We start from the raw sequence: 21,475 nt of genomic DNA on the forward strand, positions 1-21,475 counted from the left end.
ACCTCTAGCGCCATTTTACATGCAACGGTGATTTCATCCAGGGGAGTTTTACGGTGGAGTACCCCCATGGTAATTTGTCAAGCAGAATATCGAATGTCTTCTGCCCTATCGTGAGCTGCTGTTGTTCGTCTTCTTTTTTCAATGCTCCTGAGCGAATAAGGAATGTTGTCCGCAATCCATCGGCAGAGGTATGCCCGAGTGCTCCCCAGTTGTGGATGATGCCTTCGAGTAGGCTGTCGGTCAGGGATTTTTGTTCGCTTGAAAGTATCGGCAAATCAGTGATTTCTTTGTTGGATTCAAAACCGCAGAGTAGCTGGATGATGGAGTGCTCGGTGACCGGTGCCGCATAACGGCCGAATGTCGCATAGCTTAACAAGGATACGGCTTCGGCTTTTTTCTGCTCGTTTTCAAATTTGCCGCCCTTGGTACAACCGGCTTTTTCGAAAAGTGGCTGTAGATAAGGGAAGAGTATAACGATTCCGCAGTCATTTGCTGTGGATTGGACGATTGCCTGTTTGGCCGGAGCTTTCTTTTCAAGTTTTTTGAGCTTTTCAAATACATTGCATGCAATTTGGCGAATGTCAAGTTTTGGATTATTTAGCTGGACTTGCTTTAGGACTGATTCTGCAACGCGTAAAGGGTCGAATTTGGAATCGGAATTGTTGCGACACCATTCAGAAATCTGGTCGTTGATTTCTTTTTCGAGAATTGTCGATTTTTGCAATGAGAGCATGCGCCCGCATGATTCTTGTAAAATTTGGCCGACAGGTACACATTGCTTTTGGAGTAATTGGGTGCGCAATATGTGTTCTAGTTCCTTAGGTATTTTTTGAAGAATATGCTTGAGTGGATCTTGTGCGGGGACGGTTCCAAGGTCGATGGTAAGTTTGTCTAAAACAATGTCTTCTTCCGTGGCTAGAGACATTAAAACCTTGTCAAGTGATTCTATTAAATCGTTTCGGGCAAAATTGTAAAGCTCGCTTTCAATGGCTGTAGCCTGCATGCGGTTGGAACATGTCAAATTTAATGTGAGTTCATCAATTCGGTTTATTTCTGTTATAGCCATAGAGCCTCCGAAATGAATTTCTCATGGAACTTGAACCATTTTTCTAAAGCCATCGGATTATGCGTAAATAGACCGAATGTATGCATGCTCTTATGCGGAACCCAGTAAAAGACCGGAACGAGGTGCGCAGGGATTTCGTCGCGTATAAATCGTTCAATGTTGTCACGTTTTTCTTGGGTGTTGGTGAACGGGGTCTCAGTGGACCATACTACAAAAATTTTGCCGAAACTGTTTTTGAGGTATATGCCGTCTATCACGTGCATGTGCATAGAAAGATGCTTCTTCTCTGCAAGACCAAGCATCATTTCGATTCGCTGCTTCCACCATTTTCCGCAACGGTGCATATGGAGCTCGGGCAAGTGGCGCAAGTAATTTACCTTGGAACGCAATAGGCTTCGGAATGCGATTGCGTTTTCGTTGTCATCGCGCCGATTTTCGCGCATTTGTAAAAAAAGCGCATCGGGATATTTGACTCCGTATATGGCCAACATCTGGTTCAAAATACGGTTGTAGTTGTGAAAATCGGTTTTTAGCGAATAAACCGAGAACATTTCGGCGAAATCTTGCATTGCCTGCAAAAAGAGCTTAAATAGATGTTCTACAGGCTCTAGGTATTTTTTGAGTTCGTCTGCTCCTGTGCCGTAGCGGTAAATTGAAGGGAATTGTTCGATGATAGGCATGAAGTCTAAAAAGTCACAGGGTGCTCCCGTAGGTAACTTCTGTGAATCGGAACAATCTATTTCGAAGGGTGTTTCGTATATATGACGAATTAGATCTTCATTATTTTTTTCGACAGAAATTTGAGAAACCCTTTCACCAAGGCAGCGCCATTCGTGCCAAAGGGCCGTAAATCGGTTAATAAGAGATTCTTTGGATTCTGTGGATGATTCATGTGGCCAAAGCTGCACCGAGTAAAGCCCCGGTTCGGTAACCTTGAAATCGACTCTGTCGCAATGGAGTTCCCGTTCAAAGAATCGTTCGTAATCTTCGGTGGTAACAGGGAACTGCCGCATGACCTCTTCTTGCGTGTAAAGGGCTTGGCGTTTGTAGTCAATATGGCCTTCTCGATCTGTCAAAAAGCTTGTGATGTCAAAGCTTGTCTTGTAGCCCAAATCGGTCAAGGCGTAAACAATCTGCTCCAGGATGGTGACACCCGGATCATGCGGATTGAAATCTGTCCACACGTTTTCGCATAGCTTTTGAACAAGACGGATGCCTTCGAGGCGAAGCGTCTCGTAATCAAGTCCTTGCGCGGCGGTATTTTTGGAAACGGTCTTAATCAAGGGTGGTTTCCATGAAGTTATCGTACCAAAGTTTTGTTAGGCGGAATCGTACAAACGAACCGTTTTTGTAGGCACAACGTACGCGTAATTGTAATTTGAATCGGTATTTTTCAGATCCGGTAACCCAGCGAACATCGATTCTAGAGCCGCGCCCGCCATAATACGATTGTATCTTTTTTACTCTGGGGCGTCCGTGAAATACATTTACCGCAATCGCATGAGTCAGGGCGAACCGTCCTTCGTCTTCTTGGCCGCCAGCACCAGCCACGATTTCAAAAGCCTGGCATCCAGTTAGTTCTTCGGTGATGTCGTGCCACTTTCCGTCGGTAGGGACCTTGAATTTGGAGTTTTCTTTACCGATGCGGCCTGCTGAAGCGATTACGCCTCGAACATCTAGGGAACATTCTGGCTCGCGTGTCCCGATTCCGACTCCAATGGGGGCGGGTTCTCCATCGGGAATGGGCCCCACAAGCGAAAGTACGCTCGAAGAATCATCGATACCGGGGGTGCTCAGGTGCAATCCGCTGCGGTTCCCGTTTACATCTTTACGAATTTCGCTGTGCCAGAGTGGGCTCCCTTCGGTGGAGTTTTCATAGAAACTCATCAACTTGCCGGAATCTGTAATCTGTGAAATTTTGAGGCCTGTTTCGCGGGTCTTTTCGATTCCTTCTTCTTCCACATTGACCATGGAATCGATGAGGTCGATAAAATCTTCTTCACAGGGCATTTGTCCTGCCTTGAACCTGTTTTTTAGAAGCGTACGGTTTAACTTAGCCATTGTTTCTCCTTTGAATAATAAAAGTCGAACCTATTTCGAGATCTCCGTAACCAACGGTGATATCGCGGAAATCTTCATTTTTTTCGATAACGTTGAGGAAGTGCCTTTTCATGGGCGTAAGGATGCTCCATGGGGTTGTTCCGTGAATGTAGTTGTTGCTTGCTTTATCGGATTCTTCCATACTGTATTCGGAGCGGTCTTTTGAACTGATGCGGAGTACCGAAAAATCTTGGATTTCTTCGACATAGGGTAAATTCTGGATGAACATCCGCAGGTGTTCTTTGTTGAGTGACCAACCAAAAAAACGTGACGAACTATCGCTATTCCATGGAGAGAGATAATTGTTTATTTGCTTGTTCAGGTCTTGAAGGTGTTCGCCATCGTTGTTGTCGTTTATAAAGTCCACATTGCAGCGCACCTGAATTCTTTCAAATTGCGGATTCATAACGGTGATTTTTGCGAATGGGGAAGACTTTTGCTTTACGAATTGTTTGATATCTTCTAGTGTTTTCCCGCTGAGACGGGGATCCCAAATGTGTCGGCCGTCTTCGTATAAAGGGGATACGGGGACGACAAGAATATGCCCCGCACTTGCTTGGTTTGGCTTTTCGGGAGAAAGTCCTGCGAAACACTTGACCAAGTGAACTTCGGGAAATTCTTCGAGAATCATCCGTTCGCAATCTCGTGCAGTTAAAATACGGTTGCGATGGTATAGGTACTCGGCCACGCGCGTTTGCATTTCTTCGCGGTCTTCTTCGGGTTCCCCGCTAAAGGATTCTTCTAGCTGGTATACCGCAGAGAGTCCGCTGATGCTTTGTGCTAGTTCGTTGATGCAGCCTGGTTTACAATGCTTGAAGGTGTTTTTTTGTCCAAACCCCTTGCTGCGTACGACTTCGACTGCTTGCGCATAAACTGAGAATAGGCGGCTGCAATGATTCCAGTTTCCTTGAGGCTCTAATCGGATCCAGCAGAGACCTTTTGGCATCAATGAAGAATCGGTTGTAAAATCCTTAGGAATCGTAATGGATACGATACCTGAAGTCGTGAAATTTGCCGTGGTGTTGTATAAGATGTTTTCAGACGGAATGCGGGTCCATCCGTTTACTCCGAGGTATGCCCAGATGAAACCGATTTCGCCATCTTCGTGAATGTTGTCGGAATCTCTATTTAGATGGAAGTACAGATTGACGCTATTGGTGTTTACTGTGGGCGTAAGGCCTAAGAATAACGCTCCGCCTTCCAGTTGTAAGTGAGATTTTTCGCTTACACCCCAAGGTCGTAAGAATAAAATCTTGCCGTCGCTGTTGTCAGAACTTCTCAGGTTGATTTCTGCCGCAGCGGTGTAGCTGACAGAGAGATTTTCTAATTCCGGTGTATAGGGTTGGTTTGGTAGCTCGAGTTCCTTTCCGAGATTCTTTTTGAGAGCTTGCTGCATCAAATTCCCGCAGAGCACCTTGGAATATTCTTGATGCATAAAGGCGTTTTCGGGCGATACCAGCTTTATCTTGAAAAAACCGTCGCGCGAATTCGGAGTGTATTCGAAATCCTCAGAGTCGTATTGCTGTTCAAATGTCCTTCCACCAAGAGCCTTGTCGCATGAGATGGTGAGTTTATTTGAGATTGCGTCGGATTCTGATTGGAAAAGATCTTGTAAAAGTGGCGTTTGTGTATTAAACGGGGACCAATATCCGCCAAGGAGTGCCGATACGGAAACTTTAAAGTCGCGGGTTAACGGTGCGTTAGGATATTGTTTATACCAGTAGCTAAAATCCCTTGAACGGGGGAGACCTCTCCAGTTGCCATGAATCTCAAATGAAGAAAGTCTTTTGCCTCTAATTTCTTCGCAACCAACGACAAGTGAATTGCCTACGGCCGGTAATGGGCCGAATGGTTGTATTGGAGCGTTCATTGAAAGTGGGCCGATATCATTGCTGAGGGCGAGACGCTTGCAGTTTGTCACTCGTACCTGAAGTAAGACCTTGCGCAATTTCAGGTTCTTTAAGGTTTCCCAAGGGTTGTAGGATGCGTGTGGCAAGACGATAATACGCATCGCAGGACCGTTTAAGTTGTATTCAGCTCCGTGTATGGTTGGGTCGCAATTGACAATGGCTGGAGCCATGTCTGAAAGTTGTAAGGTTAGCCCGATGCAATTTTCTTCGCAATGCGCATCCAGAATGTGGGATTCCAGTTGGTATCCGTCTACATCGTACCAGCCATCTGCTGTGCTAAGTGAAATGCGAAAGGCGTTTGCAAATACTTTAAGGAATAATTCGGGAGCTTGTCCACATTCTAAAAGTGTTCCTTTGACGCTTTCTGCTTCATATATAAGCTTGACCTTGATTTGCCGGATACCGTCGTTCAGGTATAGTAGGCGAGACGAAATGGCGAGTCCGAGTCGGGTAAATTCCGAGTTGGCGGCACGGTCTCCGGAGCGGGTCATGCCAAATAATGGATACGGAACCATGTCTTTGATTTCAATGGCCTGACTTGGCTTATAGACTGGAATTTCGGATACCGTAGAAACGCCTTTTTCAGGAACGGCGAGGGTGTAGATTTTTTCGACCTGAATATCGTTCAGTTCGGCTTTGCTTACGGATTCAAATTCAATTGTTTCGCCATCTTCGTTTGTCCCAGCGATAAACCTTGTTCCCTTCGGAAGTTTGTACTTGAAACCTCTTAGTTCAATGGGAAAAATGACGTGGGCATGGTCACCATGGGCCTTATTGGGACGCTCTCCTAGTATTTTTCGGAAATAAAAATCGATTCGCTGGCTAGGTAAATCATTTAATCGTTCTTGAACTCGATTTAGAAGCTTTGCAAAAACGGTATAAAGGGCTGCCGCAGGTTCCGTGTTGCCGTCAGAATCAGATTCAATTGCTTTTGCAAGCTTTGGAATGTCGTTTTCATTGATGACAAGCGGGCAATCGTGCTGTTTTTCGTATTTGCAGATTTCTTCGAGCAATTGTTGCAGAGTCATGTTGTTGACAGCGACAAAAGCCTTCGCGAGTTCCTTGAACTTGCGAGCCTGTTGGCTTAAACCTTCGCTGACAAAAATACGATTTTCCACAATAATTCCTTAGATGCTTATATCGGTGCCTTCGTTTATGTAGAAGGGGTACACTAAATTGCGGCGGCTATTAGTCGCAATGACTTTGTAGTCGACAATGATTTGCAAAACGTCGTTCACTTCATCCATTTTATAGTCGGTGTTTTCTACAGTAACTCTTGGTTCAAAATTGTCGATGGCGTTTCTTATTTCTTCGTCGAGTTGCACAATAGTGCTTTCTTCGTAGTTGCGAAAGCAGTAATCGCGGAGTCGGCAGCCATAGTCGGGGCGCATTAGACGTTCGCCGGGGTATGTTCCGAGTAAAATGCGCAGGCTTTCGTCGACATCTTCTTCGGCTTCGGACATGGCGATAGCTCCATTTTCGAACTTTAGCGGAAATTTCCATCCGCGTCCAAGAAACGTCAGCGAACTCACTTAGCCTCCTATTTGCACCGTGGGGCATCCCAGGGCGATTGTGCCGCCGTGGGCGGTAGAATCGCCCATGCGTGCGGCCGGCTTCTTGTTGATCATGACCGTGGCGGAGCCCTTGATAATCGTATCGGGCGGCCCCACGCATACGCAGCTGTCACCCATGACAGCTGCGGGCATGCCCCCGATTAAAACCGTCGGGACGCCGGGACCGACGACCGGTCCGCCCACGTGCGGGATGGGCGGCGTTCCGGGAGTTTGCATGGGGCAGGTGTGCATATCTGTGAGTCTTGCTGCTGGAGGCATTTTCTTCCTTTAGTTGATCATGACCATGGCGCCTTTCACGGTGGTTTGTCCCGATGCCGAAATTTCGGCCGTGGCGGATCCTTGCGCCTTGAATCCCACCTTGGCCTTGAGTTCCACGTTCAGCCCTTCAGCCTTTAAATCGGCTGCCGATTTGAGTATTATGCCGCCCTTGGCATCGACATTGAACTTTCCCTTGGTGCTGACGGCGATGTCCTTTGTGGCATCGAGCTTGATCCCGCTATCGGACATTTCGACCTTGTTTCCGCAGGGATCCTCGAGCGTGATTTTTTTGCCGTCGTCGTCCATGACGATTTTCCTATTTCCGGGAGTCGTGACGGTAATTGATTTTTTTTCTTCGTCGAAAGTGACGCTCAATTTTTCGCGGGTTAGCAGTTGCTTGGTGTTGTTCTTTTGTTCCAACTTTTGTGGGACTTGTTGCTTGGAACTGTACAAACTCCCCAGAATGACGGGACTGGAAGGGTCTCCATTGAAAAAGCCGAGGATGACTTCATCATTGACTTCCGGGAAAAAGAGGCCGCCGACGCCGTTAGATGCGTAGGGGGTGCCAAGGCGAGCCCATACACCTTCTTGTTCGTTTTGCATTACCGGAATTTTGACCTTGACGCGATTTAGTTTCTCGGGGTCATCGTGTATTTGCAATACAATACCAGTCAAAAGTCCTGTAATTCCGCAGTTGTAGCCCGATGCGACTGGTGCCATGGTATTGAATTTTTCGACAAACCATTCTTTTTTCATCCCGAACGAAAGCGTCGTTGTCCAGGAGCCGATTTCCATGTGGTGATGAATTCCGGATACGAGGGCGTTCCCGTTAAATCGCGCTCCCAAGTAATCCAATTTCATCATTTTGCCCAAAGTAGCCTTCAAATTGCCGATGCATGTGGCATGCCCGCTAATGCGTGAAAGCTCATTCTTCATTTGTTCGGCCTTGGCCCAGGTATCTAAAATTCCTTTATCGACTTGAGAATTTATTTGCAGTATCTGGTTTGGGATTGAAAGTGCCTTAGCAAGATCGTCCGAACTCAGGTTTCCTTGAGTTTGAACAGACTGTGCGCCTTGTTTACTTGATATAATTTCTTGCTTCGTCACATCCCAAGCTCGTGCTTCAACATTTTTTACTTGATGTTCCGAATTGACGGAGGCGTTGAATTCGATGATGTCGGTTCCCCAAGTAAGTGAAAGTTCCGAGTTGCCTTTTGAACTAATGGGTTCTATCGACATTCCATCTTGATCTGCCAAAAGCCAACAGGCGTTGGCCTCGGCGCGGGTCATGATAAAATCCCAGTCGGTGCAATAGTATTGCATCAGTTCTTTATGGGGACCACCCCCTATAGAAGAATTGATTCCATATTTTGAAGCTAGAGCTCCGATGATATCGTCGTCGCTTTTGTCTTGGTAATTCGCGTTGTGTCTTGATTCAGTGAGTGCGATGGCTTTGTGACGACACTCAATTTTGGTGCAACTTGTTCCATCTTTTAAGACTGAAATTCCAAGGCGAGTGATTACGCCTTTAAAGACGGAATCAAGGTCTGTGGAATAACCAGCCTTGATTTCCACTTCAGTGCCGGGTTTTAGCTGGTCTCCTTCGCAGAGTTCGAATTTGCCCGTAGGCATGTCACCGTCTGCGATTGTAACAGTCGCTTTAGGAATACTGTTGATGCGGTATTCTACATCGGCAGAGATGACTTGCGCTGTTGATGCTAACGCCTTGCCTTTGCAAAAAATTGCGCATTCTACGATGCCACCGGTGTTTTTTAATGGAGATTCTGGCATGTTTACTCCCTAATCGGTGGAAATTCTAACATGGTTCCAGGCTTAAGTTGCCTGAAATTGGTAAGCCCGTTGATTTTTGCAATCTGGAGATAATATGAAGGGTCGTTGTAAACGCGTTCACACATTAGTGGTAATGTATCCCCGGCTTTGACTTCTACAAGGTGTGTCAAGTCGGGGGATTTTTTTTCTTGAGTATGGTCAAATGGCCATTCCTGATAGAAAAAGTCTGCACCTATGGTGATTTCTGCACGAACCGGTATGCCAAATGGATCGAATAGCGTATACTTGATATCCAGTTTTGTTGTTCGAACAGCGTAGGTGAATTCACCCCAATATATTTTCACAACCGGAGGTTGGTGAGATTCTCCATCGGGGTCGTAAACAACTTTTTTGAGATTGTCGACCATCTGCTTGATGGTTGTGCATCCTTGTGGCCATTCGTCTTTCGGAATCACTCCTGTGACATCGAAATAAAGTATCGGTAGTGTAATTTTGGGACTTTGTCTCGATGTGTAGGTCAAAAACTTTCTTCGGCTAGTTTTGTAATCAATTCCAGATTCAATTGTCAAACTATCAGGGTTTAACATGACTGTGAAAGGCTTTCGATCGCCTATTGGCGAAAGCTTTCCGTTGTTTTCGCGATTTGCTTCGAATGTCATTTTTTTTGGCTTATCCACAGCTATCGCTCCTGATTTTGGCGCATAGAATCTTCAATTAGACGCCTGCATTCTCTTAAAACATTTTCTTTAAGAGTTTCTGGAAATTCTTGATTTTTCTCATCGGATTCAATTTTTACATTGATGCAAAGATTCTTGATTTCGAGCGACATGATTATTTTGTCCTTTTCATATTTTGATACTTGAACGATAGAGTCTCTATCATGACTTCTCCTTTCATGGCATCAAGTGTGCTAAATGACCACTTGACTGGATACGCATTATTGAAAGTCCAAGTGGCTAGGGGCTCGTTTTCTGCGTTGAGCAATGAGACCTCGATAGGCTTAGGAGTAATCATGAATGCGTTTGTCATGGAGTTCATGCAGTCTAGGCACCATGTGAAAAATGAATCGCTTTTTTTGAGTACGGCTCGCTTTAGAACAAGCTCTGTGTATTTGATTTTATCCGGTAAATAATAAACAGTCGAATTGTCGCCCCCGCTGTGAACTTCCTTTGTTTCTATAGAGGTTTCTAAACCGGATACTTCGCTGAACGAAATCTCCGAATTACCCAACTTTACAGAAAAGTGGAATACAACGGGAAGCGGCCATTCGACATCGGGCATGTTGCCTCTTAGCTGTTAAGCCTTGTTCTCAATAGTCATGCCTTCGTGAACGATTTCAATGCTTTCGATAGCGACATCGTTGCCATCGGCCTTGAGTTCGTATCCCGAAATCTTGGTGGGCCATGCGTTCTTGAGCGTCCAAACCATTGTCGGGGCGTTGGTTTCATCCAGCAGGCTAATCGTGATATCGATTCTCTTGATTGTATTCTGCTTAATCTGGCTGAACCAAGCCCAGAACTTGTTATCGCCCTTGAAAATACCCTTCTTCATCGTGACATTGCTGTACTTGATGAGACCAGGCATCTTAACAACAGAGAAAATCTTGCTGTCGCCGGCACGGTACTTGATTTCTTCGGATTGTGCGTCCAGGTTAGTTACTTCCTGGAAAGACATTACATCGTTACCCCACTTTACTTCAAAGTGGAATTTGGGCATCGGCCATAGGGTTGCGTGTTGGGTAGAACCATCTTCTGCCATTTTAATTACCTCCTATCGATTAGGACTTCTGCTGTTGCTGTTGGAATGTGAGTTCAATGAATTCTGCCGGGCGAATCAAGGCAACCTTGATTGTAACGCGCAAAATACCTTCGAGAATGTCTTCGGAAGTCATGGTTTCGCCAAGTCCCACATACACTTCAAATGCATCTTCAGGGCTAGAACCTGCGAGACCGCCGCGCTTCCAGACGCTAGTCAAGAAGTTGCTGATCATGCCCTTCATGGTAATCCAAGTGTTTGCCGTGTTGGGATCGAAAACAAATGCCTTAGAGGCGAGTTTGATCGATTCTTCAAGCATAATCATGGTGCGGCGGACGTTTACATAGCGCCAATCGAGGCTGTTGCCATCGAGCGTACGTGCGCCCCATACCTTGTTGCCGTCACCAATGAATGTACGGATGGCGTTAACGGCCTTACCATTGATAGGAACGTTCAAGTCTTCCTGTTCTTCGTTGGTGAGATTAATTGCCGGAGTAATGACTCCGTTTACACCCACGTTTGCCGGGGCCTTCCACACGCCAATGGAATTGTCGACCATGGTGTAGATGCCTGCGATGGCTCCTGCGGGGGGCATCAGGTTCAGCTGTTCGCGAACCAAGTTCATGATAGTGGCGTAGTTCGGGCAAATCACCGAAAGGGTGCGGTGAATCGTTTGCACCTGGGCGTCGTCCTTTACATCGGCTGCGGCCATCTTGTCGATTTCGGCCTTGATCTGTTCAGCCTTGGTGGCGGGCTCTGCCGGAACGGCGTCGGTAAGCATCTTTGTAAGAACGTCAAGGTTTTCGACATTTGCAAAGGTCACTTCGTTCGACTGCACAACGCTGGTGTTGAGCCACGGATAGTAAACGGCACCGTAGTTCAAGAAGTTGGTTACCTTTTCGCGGAAGTCCGAAATGCATTCGCGCGGTTCCTTGTAGCCGTCGAAAACGTCAAGAATGGCAAAGCGGTTCTGCATCTTGGCGCAGTGGGCGAGCATTGCGTTCTGCACATTGGCGCATGCGTCTGCCGATTCAAGCGAAACTGCTTCGGGAATCACGACCAAGGTCGGTTCCTGTTCCTTTTCGAACGGAATAATCGCTTCGGTCAAGGCCTTTTCCGAGATTTCTTCGCCATAGGGGCCTACGGACATAATGTAGCAGGATGCACCGCCGTTCTGGTAGAACATGCGAATGGCGTCGAACAGGCGGAAGCGAACCTTAGGGGGCGTCACCTTGCCGCCTTCTTCCAGCGTGAAACGCATCAGTGCGCTTTCGCCGAAGACGGCCCTGTATTCTGCAAAAGATGAAATTCGGAATGGCTTGTTGAATACGGATTGTCCCTTGTATTCGGCTTTTTCGGTATAGCCGATGAACATGGGAACGGCCGTAGCGACTTCCACTACAGAACTGGGAAAAGCGTTTTTCTCGACGAGATAGACGCCAGGGGTTTTATAGGATGCTGACATTTTTTCCTTTTTCTCCTATGGGGTTTATGTGTTAATAAAAGTCTCTGCGATTATTTCTTGTTTGCCGCCCTCAAGAACTGCCGTGGCGATTGACCTTGCGTCCATATTGGGGAGGCACTTGATAATTGCCTTGGTCGAGTTCTTTTCGCGTAGCTGAAAGCGCGGGGCAGCACCGAAACTCAGTGGAATTTCTTGCGCTGATGTGAAAACTCTATTCCCGGAAGCATCCGTAAAAACATCGAAATAGGCGCTTTCCTTATAGTTTTTAATTCCTGCAACTTCAGGATCGTTGAATTCGGATAGTCCTGAAATGTTGTAACGCCATTTCATTTTTTTTGTGCTTAAAGAAAGGGTGATTTTTGAATCAGAAATGTCGCTTGTTCGGCTGATTTCTATCCCGAACATCGGTGTAGGGAGTTGCATTTCTTTGGGAATAGAATCTTTATCAATGGATTCCCATTGCAGCGAATTTCCGTTTGCTTTTGCAAAAGGAATGCTTTCTTTGGGAATGTCGTTGAACAACGTGACGCTCCAAAGGTCTTGCCGCGTCGGGGTTGCCCAAAAGACGAGACTTATATCTTCGGCAAAAGCAGAATCTTGCGCAATTAAGTAGAATCCTTCTGAACTTTCGTTCATTAGGAATCCTTCACGTTTCATAATTTCTTTAGATGCGTTGTCCGGCATAAACCTGAAATAGCTGCATTTGCCACCAAAGTACTCGTGATTTACGAGGATGTTTGCCCAGCCCCTGTAATTCATTAGAAGGCTCCCAGGGTTGCGTCTTCTGGAACATGAATAACGTATGGGCGGTAATAAGAGTAGCCGCTGCCGAGTGCAACGGTGCGTACCTTGTACAAGACCGATGGCACGTACTTGCATCCGACGAGACTCCATAAGTTGCTCATTTCCTGAAAATTCAGGTTTTCAATATCGATGATTAGTTTTTCTAGACCCGTGGCGAGATCGGGAAAAGATGGTCGGTCAAAAACGCTGTGATCCTGAAAGAATCCTACTGCCTTAGAAAGATATCTTAGAGATTCTTCGTAATGGCTGGCCTTGAAATTGGCCGCAAGAACTACATGTAGGTTCAGAAAGACGGGCTTCGAGTGTACTATGTTTCGAAAACCATCGTAGTCTGGTTTTGAATTAGTGCTTGTCATATAATCTTTTTCAACATTGACTAAAAACAAGACCAATTTATTTGTTGCAAGTTCTGGTTCGCGTCCATCGTTGTCCATAATTTTGGATACGACAACAAGATTTTCTTGAGTAGAATTTTTTCTGCATAAATATTGATTTAGCTGTGTTGCTAAAAAATGTAGGGACGCGTTTATCATTAACCTTCTCTTTTGATGATGGAAATCTAACTAATTTGTGATAAATTAATGATTTAATTTGTATGCTCTTTGTGTAACACTTTATTTGCAAATAGTGAAATAAATTAAAAAATTATGAATTAATTAATTGAAATATGTTGTTTAAAATAATGCGTAATATATGGTTACGTATCTATTCTAAAAAGTGTGAAGTGGGTGATATTTTACACTAACGTCTATGTGTAAATTTTGTTTTACTAGGATTCGTTGTTTTGAAAATATATATAAATAATTTGTACTTAATAATATTAGTTTGTGTGTATTACTTTGTATTATATTGTGTTGCAAAATGTGTTAAAATGTTGCTTGTGTAAGAAAGTCCGGCACTGCGAGTTGGATTTTATGTACGGAGCGTCATTATACGGACATTTTTCATTTTAACCCTACATTTTTGCCTGAACAGCCGATTTTTGCCTTTATAATTATTTGTTTTGTGAATTCAGAAGGCCATGATGACGCCTGTTTGGTGGTTGACAAGCCCTTGTTTTTAATCTAATTTTGGCCCATCGTTAATGCCTGGATAGTTCAGTTGGATAGAACGGGTCCCTCCTAAGGATCAGACTCGCGTTCGAATCGCGATCCGGGTATTTTGCTGGCTGCTTCGGCGGCCAGCTCTTTTTTTTGTTATTTTTCCCATGTGAAGAAACTTTATATAGCCTTTATTGTTGTGTTTGCGGTCTTGCTGCTGCTCCCTTTTTCGGCGCAGACGATTGCGGATGTCCGTGGTGAAAAGCGTTTTGTAAGCCTTGATATCTTTAAAGACGTGGTCTATACACCTTTCGCTCGTGAATCGAAAATGACTGCTTCTGCTGCCAAGCTGAACGAAGCCTGGTTTGCGGCTCGGGAATCCATGGCAGGGGGTAGCGAAGTGGGCGAGGCCCTGGAACCGGTCATCGGTGCTCTTTCTGACCTGGAAGCAGTGGTGCTTTCGGTGAACAGCTATGCGGAGTTGGACACTGCCGAAGCGGACTACAAGTTGCTGAAACAGGCCGATACCTTGCTGGCGACCTTGGAAGACGAACCTGAAAACTTCAAGTCGGTGGACTCTTCGGTGAAGGCGGTGGTGGCCGAATTCGGGCAAATCTCGCTCTGGCGTGCTTTCTTGGGCGTCAAGCATTACGGTGTATGGACCAGCCGCTACCTGCGTGCCTTCGAAAAGAAGGTGGAAGACGAGAATGTTCTGGTGCTGAAGTTCAGGCCCCAGTACCAGCTGGCGGTATGGAATCTTTTTAAAGATCCAGGTGAAAAGGTGGTCTTGGGGGCGGGCGAAGGCCGTTGGCTCTTTTACAGGCAAGACGTGGAATTCCTGGTGCAACCGTCTCCCTTGGACGTGCGCAGCGCAAAGCTGGATAATCCGGTCGAGGCCATTCTCAAGTTCCGGGACCAGTTGAAGAAGAAGGGGGTAGAACTCCTTGTGGTTGTCACGCCTGGCAAGCCCAGCATCTATCCGGAGCGCTTGACGGGAGATTCCGGCGAAAAGCCGATTGCTTCTCACGGCAAGGCGATTCTCGATTCCCTGACGAAGCTCGGGTTGAATACGGTGGACCTTTATACACCGCTCCTGGCTGCCAAAAAAGACGATTCTAGCCGCGGTGCCCTGTATCTTGATGACGACACCCACTGGACTCCGCGCGGTGCGGAACTTGCGGCAGCGGAGATCGCCAAAAAAGTGAACTCCATGGTGGAGTCGGGTGCAATTGATATTGGCGAAGCTTCCGTCAGTTACGGGGGCAGTGATTCCCTTGCAGATCGCATGGGCGATATCGGCGAAATGAGCGGGCTCAATAAGCATGATGTGTTCAAGGTACAACAGGTCACTGGCCATGTGGTTTACCAACAGGAAATTTCTGAACATACCGAACCGCCGGCAGACTCCCTTTCGGATTCAACGGTTGTTGCCGACACGACGAAAACGCCTTTCAAGGATGATTTCCGCAAGTCCAAGATTTTGATTCTGGGCGATAGCTTTAGCCGCATTTACCAGACGGATGCTCCGGTGAATGCTGGGTGGATTGCCCATTTTGCAAAGAACATGAACCGCCCGGTGGCATCCATTGTCAGCGATGGCGGCGCTTCTACGCTGGTTCGCGAAAAGCTGGCCCGCAAGGCCGGGGTGCTTAAAGGCAAAAAGCTCCTGATTTGGGAATTTGTGGAACGCGACCTGCGATTCGGAGCCGAAGGCTGGAAAACAGTTGAGTTTTAAGGATTTTTGATATGGCAAGACATGGTACACCGACGCCGGGACAGGCGATACTCGAAGGCATTGAATGGCTCAAGATGGACAAGGCTGAATTTGCCCGCCGCCTTGGAGTAACGATGGAAACGCTGGAAGGCCTGATTGCGGGAACGGTCGAAATGACCCGCGAACACGCCGAAGCCCTGGAGTCCGTGACGGGTAGCCCTGCCGCCTACTGGCGCATGCTCGCCAGTAAAGCCAAGCGAGTTTAAGTGTCATCCTGAGCTATACGAAACTAGGCAACTTGTTGCCAAAGTTGAGTTATGCCCTTTGGGTAGAAACAAAGTGAAGTCGAAGGATCTATTATGAATATTATTGACGCTGTTTCTTGTATGTGCGACCTTGCCAAGGGCGAGGCGGAGCAGTTCGACATTATTGCATCCAATTCCCATTCCGAGGGCCTGTCCGTTTTTCAGGGGCAGGTGCAGAATACCGAAATTTCGGATTCTGTCGGGCTTGGTATCCGCGTGATTAAGGATGGTCGTCCAGGTTATGCCCATACGGAACGTTTGACCAAGGAAGCGATTGCGCAGACGATTAAAGACGCCCTTTGCCATACCCAGTGGACCGAGGCTGTCGATATTACCCTCCCGACTGCTGCGAAAATTCCGGATGACAATCCCAATTACAATCCGGAGCTTGAAAAGCTGACTCTTGCAGATGTGAAGGATTTTTGCATCGAGCTTGAAAAGCAGACTTTTGCCCGCTCCAAGGAAATCGTGAACATCCCGTACTTGGGTGCAGACCTGAACAGCGACTTTTCCATTGTGGCAAACCACACGGGCCTTCTTTATACCGACAAAGGTAATTCCGTGTCGGTGGGCGCGGGCGCTGTGGCCGCACGAGATGGTGTTACCAAGCTGGGTAACTTTGTCAAGAGCAGTCGCAATTGGGCCGAGATTTCCATGGACGAAATCGCCACCAAGGCTGCAACCTACGCGACAGAACTTTTCGGTGCAAAAAAGATTGAAGGCGGCAAGATTCCCGTGGTCTTCTCGGAACGCGTTTCGGGCAGAATCATGGGCATGTACGCATCGCCCTTCATTGCGGAATCCATGCAGAAGGGAACTTCACGCCTTGCTGGAAAGCTGGGCACCAAGATTGCTTCCGACAAGTTCTCTCTCATGAGTGATCCGCTGGGTGAAAACTTTAGCCACAAGATGTATTTCGATTCCGAAGGCTCCCTCACGCGTCGGGTAGACGTGGTGAAAGACGGTGTCTTCAACGAGGCTCTCTACAATTTGGAAACCGCCGCAAAAGACGGCTGCAAGACAACGGGCAACGGTGCCCGCGGTTTCGGCTCCAAGATGTCTACGGCCTTCTGGAACATGTACGTGCCTGCCGGTGAGCATGCTACTGCCGATTTGCTGAAGCTGTTCCCCAAGTGTCTCTTGGTGGTGCGTCTCGAAGGCGGCTCCGGCTGCAGCTCCGTTTCGGGCGAACTCAGTCTTGGCGCTCACGGATTCTGGTGCGAAAACGGTGTCATCCAGCATCCGGTGGATGGCGTGACCTTGAGCGGCAATTTCTTCGACATCATCCAGAATGTAGTCGGTGTGGGTAACGAATACCTTGACCCCTTCTCTAGTGTCAAGGTTCCAGCTCTAGCTGTCAGTGAACTCGCAGTCAGCTGTTAAAAAAAAGTCCCCGTTCGGGGACTTTTGTCTTAAGAATGGATTGCTTCGTCGTTGCTCTCCTCGCAATGACGATTTTTCTTTTGACGATATATTAACACAATCAGCCAGATCAAACCGGTCAGGAACATGACGCTGCAGAGTGTCTGTCCGCGGCTCATGCCGAACAGGTCTACGCGGCCCAAGTGTGCGTCGGGCCTGCGGAAGAATTCGATAAAGAATCTAAAGAGGCCGTAACCCATCAGGTACAGGCAGGGCATCTTGTCGCGGAGCAGGGGAATGCGTCTTAAGTTGTACAAAACTGCAAACAAGATAACGCCTTCGAAGAGCATTTCGTAAAGCTGGCTGGGGTGGTGCAGGATCGGGTTTGTCAGGGGACTGTCGTGGGCCAGCGGGAAGTACATGCCAATGGGGCTTGTGGTGACTTCGCCAAAGAGTTCTCCGTTAATGAAGTTGCCCCAGCGGCCCCAGGTGTAGGCGAGGGGTGCCAGCATAAAGCAAAGGTTCAGGCCTTCCCAGACCTTCATTTTGTTGCGCTTCAGGCCGATGTAGGTAAAGATGGTTCCGAGAATCATACCGCCGTGGTAGCTCATGCCGGAGATTCCGGCAAAGTGGTAGCCCAGGGCGTCGTGGGTCATGGGGAGAATGATTTCGGTGGGGTTTGCCAGGTAGTAACCCGGCTTGTAGAAGAACACGTAGCCCAGGCGTGCACCGATGATGATGCCCGCGATAATCCAGGTGAACAGGCTGTCGAACTGGTCCTTGGTGTAGCCCAGCTTTTCTTTCTTGTTCACGTGCATCAGCGTGAGGTAGCCCGTGACAAAGGCAAAAATGTACATGATGCCGTACCAGCGTACCGGGAAACTACCCAGCGTAAAGGCGGTGCCGTCAAAATAAGTCGGAATCAGGTTCCACCAAGAGAGTTCCATGTTACTTTCCTTTTTTAGGTAAATTCTGGTGCGCCCAATAGTTGAACAACATTCCGGCGACTTGGGTTGCCGGCTGCGAGCGCATGCCCTGCAAGTCGTGTACCTGCATAATTACGAGTACCACTGCCTTGCTGGGGTCTTCTTTAGATTGGGCAAAACCCATGAACCATTCGTAGCGGCCGTAAGGGTCCTTTCCGTCAAGGGATCCGGTCTTTCCACCGATGTTCAGGGCTTCGTAGTTCTTGCGGGCCATGTGGCGGGTCGAAATATTCTTGCGGGCGGTGCCGTGGGTCACCGTGCGGATCATGGCTTCGCGGAGGCCGTAATAGGTGTTGTCGCTGAACTTGCCCACGTCGAGGGCGATGCGGCTCTTGGGGGCGTAACCGTCCAGGTTGGCGGCCCAGGGAATTTCCAGCGGCTTTTTCATGAGAATGGCGCGGACTTGTGCGGCGGCAAGGAGCGGAGTCAGGGTGGTGGCATCCGTGAAGCCGCTGCTGACTTCGGCGAGGCCGTAGCCGGTATCGGGCGGAGCGTAGTTGGAACGCGGGGGGAGTGCTCCCGGGAAGTTGGTGTTGTAGCCCAGCTTCTTGGCGGCGCTGCGCAGGCGGTCGGCACCCACGTTCATGCCGACAATGGCCATGGGCGGATTTGCGGACCTGGCGTAGGCATCTTGCAGCTCAATAAAGGGACCTTTGTAACCTTCCTTGACTCGCAGCTGGCTCTTGTAGAGCTTGGTGCTGGAACCGATCATGGGAATCTGGGATGTAAGGGAGTAACGGTTAGATTCCATGGCCGCCGAAATAGTGATGGTCTTTGCGAGGGATGCTGCCGGGAAGGTGTTCTTGATAAAGTAGTCAGGCTTTTCCTGCACGTGGTTGTTGCGGCGTTCGCCCCAGGCAATGATTTCGTTGCTCCTGGGTTCCACCATCAAGATAACAGCGTATTCCGGGCGGAATCGGCGCAGCAGGTTGTCGATCTTTTCTGCCAGGAACACGTCTTTCTGGGCCTTGATGTGGGTGCTGTCGATAACGTCTGCTTCGGCGGGCGTTTCGGGAACCACGGCGGCGGCAACAGTTGTCTGCGTATTTACCAGGTCTTCGGAATCGGCCTTCGGGAAGAGTCCGTCTTCGCGGATTACGGTAGCCGAAGCTTGCTCGTCGGTATTTTGTTCCGTGGTGTTTTCGGCGGTTTCTTCTACGATTTCTTCTTCATCGGCCGGATTTGCCTGTTCTTGCTTTTCGCCGAAAATGCAGGTGCCCATCAGGGCGCAAATGCCCATGAAAACGGCAAAAACAATAATCCTGTTTCGAATCCTTACGGCGTAGGGGAGTCTTTTTTTCGGAAGATAGTTATTATAGTCCATCTTAAAGTTGCTTATAAACTTTGCTTAAAAATCGTCTTGCGGTAGTACTGTAGTTCGGCAATGCTTTCGCGGATATCGTCCAAGGCCTGGTGCTTTTCCATTTTCTGGAATTCCGGCAGGGTGGGGTACCAGCGGAAGGTCAGTTCCTTGATGGAGCTCACGTCGATGTTTCTGTAGTTGAGCCAGCCCGTAATCTGCGGCATGTACTTGTACAAAAAACGCCTGTCCTGGGTAATGGAATTGCCGCACAGCACGTTTCCGCGTTCAATGGTGAAGGGCTTGATAAAGTCTAGGGTCATCTTGTCGGCGTCGGCCATGGTGAGGGTCGACTTGCGGCAGCGTTCCACCAGTCCGCTTTGGGTGTGGTGACGCTTGTTCCAGTCGTCCATGCCTTCGAATACGTTTTCGGTCTGGTGAATCGCCAGAACGGGGCCTTCGGCCAAAATGTTCAGATTGGCATCAGTAACAATCGTTGCAATTTCAAGAATAACGTCCCTTTCTGGTTCCAACCCGGACATTTCCAGGTCCATCCAGACAAGGTTCGGTGCGCTTTTAATTCTAGCCATAACGCGGACAATTTAGAAAAAATTTAAAATGCGAAAAATAGACCGTAGAATAGTTGTTGATGCAATTGGGGTAATGCGAAGATGTTGCCTTTTTTGTCTTAAATCATACAGTGTAATATTATTGTATGTAAATAATATCAAATTTCTAAAAATTGAGGACAAAATACCTCCTGAGGTTGACGCTTTTTTTCTATATTTGCCGCCATTATGGAAGAAGTCGTAATCACTGGTATGGGGTGCGTTTCCGCCCTCGGCAATACGCCGGAACTGCTTTGGAACAACCTGCTGGAAGGTAAATCCGGACTCGCAACGATCGATCGCTTCGACGTGACCAACTATCCCATCAAGATAGCTGCCGCCGTCAAGGAATTCGATGGTTCCGAATACATTACCCCGCGCGATTCGTCCCGTCTGTCCAGGTGCATCCAGTACGCTGTGTATGCCTCTTTCCAGGCTCTTAAGAACGCCGGTATTTCCCCCGAAAACGAAGATCCGACCCGCTCTGGCGTGATTATCGGTTCCGGTATCGGTGGTATGCAGATTTATAGCGACTCCGTGGTGGCCCTCGCAAATCGTGGCCCGAGCCGCGTGTCTCCGTTCTTCATTCCGATGTCTATCGTGAATATGCCCGCTGGCGAAGTTTCCAACCGTACTGGCTGGATGGGCCCCTGCTACGCAGTGGTTTCCGCTTGCGCAACCTCTAACCACTCTATCGCCGCCGCCTACGACCAGATCCGTCTTGGCCGCGCCGACATCATGCTCGCCGGTGGTACCGACGAAACCGTGAACAATGTCGCCCTCGCTGGCTTTACCTCCATGAAGGCCTTGAGCAAGCGTAACGACGATCCGACCACGGCTTCTCGCCCCTTCGATAAGGACCGCGACGGCTTCGTGATCGGTGAAGGTTCCGGTATCCTGGTTCTCGAAAGCCTTTCTCACGCCAAGAAGCGTGGTGCCAACATCCTCGCTCGCGTAGCCGGTATCGGCATGAGCGCCGACGCTCACCACATGTCCGCTCCTCGTGAAGACGGTGAAGGTGTCCGCCTCGCTATCGAAATGGCTCTCCGCGAAGCCGGTATCTCCCCGAAGGATGTGGGCTACGTGAACACCCACGGTACCTCCACTCCGCTCGGCGACGTTGCTGAATGCTCCGCCCTCGAAAAGGTTTTTGCCGGTGCTGTTGACAACCTCAAGGTGAACTCCTCCAAGTGCATGATTGGCCACGCTCTCGGCGCTGCCGGTGCTCTCGAAGCCATTATCACCGTGAAGTCCTTGCAGAATCAGATGATTCATGCGACCACCAACGTGTTCAACCAGGACGAACGCATCCACCTGGATGTTTGCGCCAACAAGAACACCAGCCACTCGTTCAACTACGCCATGTCCGACAGCTTCGGCTTCGGTGGCCAGAACAGCGTGCTGCTCCTCGGTCGCAACTAAGTCGATGTGAGCGGC

21 protein-coding genes and 1 tRNA gene are annotated in these 21,475 nt (G+C 48.3%); 5 read left to right on the forward strand and 17 right to left on the reverse strand.

Annotated features, from left to right (window positions below; all coding sequences use genetic code 11):
- Positions 1 to 4: 4 nt before the first annotated feature.
- From ACJMNB_RS12890 to ACJMNB_RS12955, 14 genes are read right to left on the reverse strand one after another with little or no spacing between them, the layout of a single operon-like run.
- Entirely contained in the window at positions 5 to 1,066 is a 1,062-nt protein-coding gene (locus ACJMNB_RS12890) for a contractile injection system tape measure protein (RefSeq protein WP_405343127.1), read from the reverse strand.
- Positions 1,057 to 2,349, reverse strand: a complete 1,293-nt coding sequence (locus tag ACJMNB_RS12895; RefSeq protein WP_405343129.1) for a hypothetical protein — start codon at positions 2,347 to 2,349, stop codon at positions 1,057 to 1,059. The genes ACJMNB_RS12890 and ACJMNB_RS12895 overlap by 10 nt, the downstream gene beginning before the upstream one ends.
- Positions 2,342 to 3,127 carry a hypothetical protein gene (locus ACJMNB_RS12900; RefSeq protein WP_405343131.1) on the reverse strand — a complete coding sequence of 262 codons (786 nt, stop codon included), beginning with the start codon at positions 3,125 to 3,127 and terminating at the stop codon, positions 2,342 to 2,344. Before ACJMNB_RS12900 ends, ACJMNB_RS12895 begins: the two co-directional genes overlap by 8 nt.
- On the reverse strand, positions 3,120 to 6,194 hold the full coding sequence (locus ACJMNB_RS12905; RefSeq protein WP_405343133.1) for a hypothetical protein: 3,075 nt from the start codon (positions 6,192 to 6,194) through the stop codon (positions 3,120 to 3,122). Before ACJMNB_RS12905 ends, ACJMNB_RS12900 begins: the two co-directional genes overlap by 8 nt.
- Before the next feature lie 9 nt (positions 6,195 to 6,203).
- Positions 6,204 to 6,608: a GPW/gp25 family protein gene (locus tag ACJMNB_RS12910; protein ID WP_405343135.1), complete on the reverse strand. Its 405-nt coding sequence runs from the start codon at positions 6,606 to 6,608 to the stop codon at positions 6,204 to 6,206.
- Positions 6,609 to 6,908 (reverse strand): PAAR domain-containing protein, encoded by a 300-nt coding sequence (locus tag ACJMNB_RS12915; RefSeq protein WP_405343137.1) that lies wholly within the window; start codon positions 6,906 to 6,908, stop codon positions 6,609 to 6,611.
- Between the two features lie 9 nt (positions 6,909 to 6,917).
- Positions 6,918 to 8,699 (reverse strand): type VI secretion system tip protein VgrG, encoded by a 1,782-nt coding sequence (gene vgrG, locus ACJMNB_RS12920; RefSeq protein ID WP_405343139.1) that lies wholly within the window; start codon positions 8,697 to 8,699, stop codon positions 6,918 to 6,920.
- A gap of 2 nt (positions 8,700 to 8,701) precedes the next feature.
- The gene (locus ACJMNB_RS12925; RefSeq protein ID WP_405343141.1) at positions 8,702 to 9,376 is read right to left on the reverse strand and encodes a LysM peptidoglycan-binding domain-containing protein; all 675 of its coding nucleotides are present in this window, start codon (positions 9,374 to 9,376) and stop codon (positions 8,702 to 8,704) included.
- A gap of 2 nt (positions 9,377 to 9,378) precedes the next feature.
- Positions 9,379 to 9,528 carry a hypothetical protein gene (locus tag ACJMNB_RS12930; protein WP_405343143.1) on the reverse strand — a complete coding sequence of 50 codons (150 nt, stop codon included), beginning with the start codon at positions 9,526 to 9,528 and terminating at the stop codon, positions 9,379 to 9,381.
- Between the two features lie 2 nt (positions 9,529 to 9,530).
- Positions 9,531 to 9,980 carry a phage tail protein gene (locus ACJMNB_RS12935; protein ID WP_405343145.1) on the reverse strand — a complete coding sequence of 150 codons (450 nt, stop codon included), beginning with the start codon at positions 9,978 to 9,980 and terminating at the stop codon, positions 9,531 to 9,533.
- Between the two features lie 15 nt (positions 9,981 to 9,995).
- Complete coding sequence (locus ACJMNB_RS12940; protein WP_405343147.1) at positions 9,996 to 10,457, reverse strand: phage tail protein; 462 nt, start codon at positions 10,455 to 10,457, stop codon at positions 9,996 to 9,998.
- A gap of 19 nt (positions 10,458 to 10,476) precedes the next feature.
- Entirely contained in the window at positions 10,477 to 11,919 is a 1,443-nt protein-coding gene (locus tag ACJMNB_RS12945) for a phage tail sheath family protein (RefSeq protein ID WP_405343149.1), read from the reverse strand.
- Between the two features lie 24 nt (positions 11,920 to 11,943).
- Positions 11,944 to 12,678, reverse strand: coding sequence for a hypothetical protein (locus tag ACJMNB_RS12950; RefSeq protein ID WP_405343151.1), 735 nt, complete (start codon positions 12,676 to 12,678; stop codon positions 11,944 to 11,946).
- Positions 12,678 to 13,256 carry a DUF4255 domain-containing protein gene (locus ACJMNB_RS12955; RefSeq protein ID WP_405343153.1) on the reverse strand — a complete coding sequence of 193 codons (579 nt, stop codon included), beginning with the start codon at positions 13,254 to 13,256 and terminating at the stop codon, positions 12,678 to 12,680. The genes ACJMNB_RS12950 and ACJMNB_RS12955 overlap by 1 nt, the downstream gene beginning before the upstream one ends.
- A gap of 553 nt (positions 13,257 to 13,809) precedes the next feature.
- Here ACJMNB_RS12955 and ACJMNB_RS12960 point away from each other — a divergent pair.
- The 4 genes from ACJMNB_RS12960 (at position 13,810) to ACJMNB_RS12975 (ending at position 17,165) form a co-directional block, all read left to right on the forward strand.
- A tRNA-Arg gene (locus ACJMNB_RS12960) sits at positions 13,810 to 13,882 on the forward strand.
- 50 nt (positions 13,883 to 13,932) lie between these two features.
- The gene (locus ACJMNB_RS12965; RefSeq protein WP_405343155.1) at positions 13,933 to 15,498 is read left to right on the forward strand and encodes a hypothetical protein; all 1,566 of its coding nucleotides are present in this window, start codon (positions 13,933 to 13,935) and stop codon (positions 15,496 to 15,498) included.
- 11 nt (positions 15,499 to 15,509) lie between these two features.
- Positions 15,510 to 15,743 (forward strand): transcriptional regulator, encoded by a 234-nt coding sequence (locus tag ACJMNB_RS12970; protein WP_405343157.1) that lies wholly within the window; start codon positions 15,510 to 15,512, stop codon positions 15,741 to 15,743.
- A gap of 93 nt (positions 15,744 to 15,836) precedes the next feature.
- Positions 15,837 to 17,165, forward strand: coding sequence for a TldD/PmbA family protein (locus ACJMNB_RS12975; protein ID WP_405343159.1), 1,329 nt, complete (start codon positions 15,837 to 15,839; stop codon positions 17,163 to 17,165).
- 29 nt (positions 17,166 to 17,194) lie between these two features.
- Here the strand turns inward: ACJMNB_RS12975 and lgt are convergent, their stop codons facing one another.
- Genes lgt through orn form a run of 3 tightly spaced genes read right to left on the reverse strand, consistent with a single transcriptional unit; the run spans position 17,195 to position 20,020 of the window.
- Positions 17,195 to 18,091 (reverse strand): prolipoprotein diacylglyceryl transferase, encoded by an 897-nt coding sequence (gene lgt, locus ACJMNB_RS12980; protein WP_405343161.1) that lies wholly within the window; start codon positions 18,089 to 18,091, stop codon positions 17,195 to 17,197.
- 1 nt (position 18,092) lies between these two features.
- Positions 18,093 to 19,454, reverse strand: a complete 1,362-nt coding sequence (locus tag ACJMNB_RS12985; RefSeq protein ID WP_405343163.1) for a penicillin-binding transpeptidase domain-containing protein — start codon at positions 19,452 to 19,454, stop codon at positions 18,093 to 18,095.
- An 11-nt stretch (positions 19,455 to 19,465) separates the two neighbouring features.
- Complete coding sequence (gene orn / locus ACJMNB_RS12990) at positions 19,466 to 20,020, reverse strand: oligoribonuclease (protein ID WP_405343165.1); 555 nt, start codon at positions 20,018 to 20,020, stop codon at positions 19,466 to 19,468.
- 207 nt (positions 20,021 to 20,227) lie between these two features.
- On the opposite strand from orn, the gene fabF reads away from it, so the two are divergent.
- The gene (fabF, locus tag ACJMNB_RS12995) at positions 20,228 to 21,460 is read left to right on the forward strand and encodes a beta-ketoacyl-ACP synthase II (protein WP_405343167.1); all 1,233 of its coding nucleotides are present in this window, start codon (positions 20,228 to 20,230) and stop codon (positions 21,458 to 21,460) included.
- The last annotated feature ends 15 nt before the right edge of the window (positions 21,461 to 21,475 follow it).

The sequence above is a fragment of the Fibrobacter sp. genome, assembly GCF_045131395.1.
Classification (GTDB): Bacteria; Fibrobacterota; Fibrobacteria; order Fibrobacterales; family Fibrobacteraceae; genus Fibrobacter.

Bases quoted from the DNA above. Each gene is read 5' to 3' on its own strand.
- ACJMNB_RS12955 (WP_405343153.1), bottom strand. From the start codon at position 13,256: ATGATAAACGCGTCCCTACATTTTTTAGCAACACAGCTAAATCAATAT.
- ACJMNB_RS12915 (WP_405343137.1), bottom strand. From the start codon at position 6,908: ATGCCTCCAGCAGCAAGACTCACAGATATGCACACCTGCCCCATGCAA.
- ACJMNB_RS12950 (WP_405343151.1), bottom strand. From the start codon at position 12,678: ATGAATTACAGGGGCTGGGCAAACATCCTCGTAAATCACGAGTACTTT.
- ACJMNB_RS12930 (WP_405343143.1), bottom strand. From the start codon at position 9,528: ATGTCGCTCGAAATCAAGAATCTTTGCATCAATGTAAAAATTGAATCC.
- vgrG (WP_405343139.1), bottom strand. From the start codon at position 8,699: ATGCCAGAATCTCCATTAAAAAACACCGGTGGCATCGTAGAATGCGCA.
- orn (WP_405343165.1), bottom strand. From the start codon at position 20,020: ATGGCTAGAATTAAAAGCGCACCGAACCTTGTCTGGATGGACCTGGAA.
- ACJMNB_RS12945 (WP_405343149.1), bottom strand. From the start codon at position 11,919: ATGTCAGCATCCTATAAAACCCCTGGCGTCTATCTCGTCGAGAAAAAC.
- ACJMNB_RS12970 (WP_405343157.1), top strand. From the start codon at position 15,510: ATGGCAAGACATGGTACACCGACGCCGGGACAGGCGATACTCGAAGGC.
- ACJMNB_RS12935 (WP_405343145.1), bottom strand. From the start codon at position 9,980: ATGCCCGATGTCGAATGGCCGCTTCCCGTTGTATTCCACTTTTCTGTA.
- fabF (WP_405343167.1), top strand. From the start codon at position 20,228: ATGGAAGAAGTCGTAATCACTGGTATGGGGTGCGTTTCCGCCCTCGGC.
- ACJMNB_RS12975 (WP_405343159.1), top strand. From the start codon at position 15,837: ATGAATATTATTGACGCTGTTTCTTGTATGTGCGACCTTGCCAAGGGC.
- ACJMNB_RS12890 (WP_405343127.1), bottom strand. From the start codon at position 1,066: ATGGCTATAACAGAAATAAACCGAATTGATGAACTCACATTAAATTTG.
- lgt (WP_405343161.1), bottom strand. From the start codon at position 18,091: ATGGAACTCTCTTGGTGGAACCTGATTCCGACTTATTTTGACGGCACC.
- ACJMNB_RS12985 (WP_405343163.1), bottom strand. From the start codon at position 19,454: ATGGACTATAATAACTATCTTCCGAAAAAAAGACTCCCCTACGCCGTA.
- ACJMNB_RS12900 (WP_405343131.1), bottom strand. From the start codon at position 3,127: ATGGCTAAGTTAAACCGTACGCTTCTAAAAAACAGGTTCAAGGCAGGA.
- ACJMNB_RS12940 (WP_405343147.1), bottom strand. From the start codon at position 10,457: ATGGCAGAAGATGGTTCTACCCAACACGCAACCCTATGGCCGATGCCC.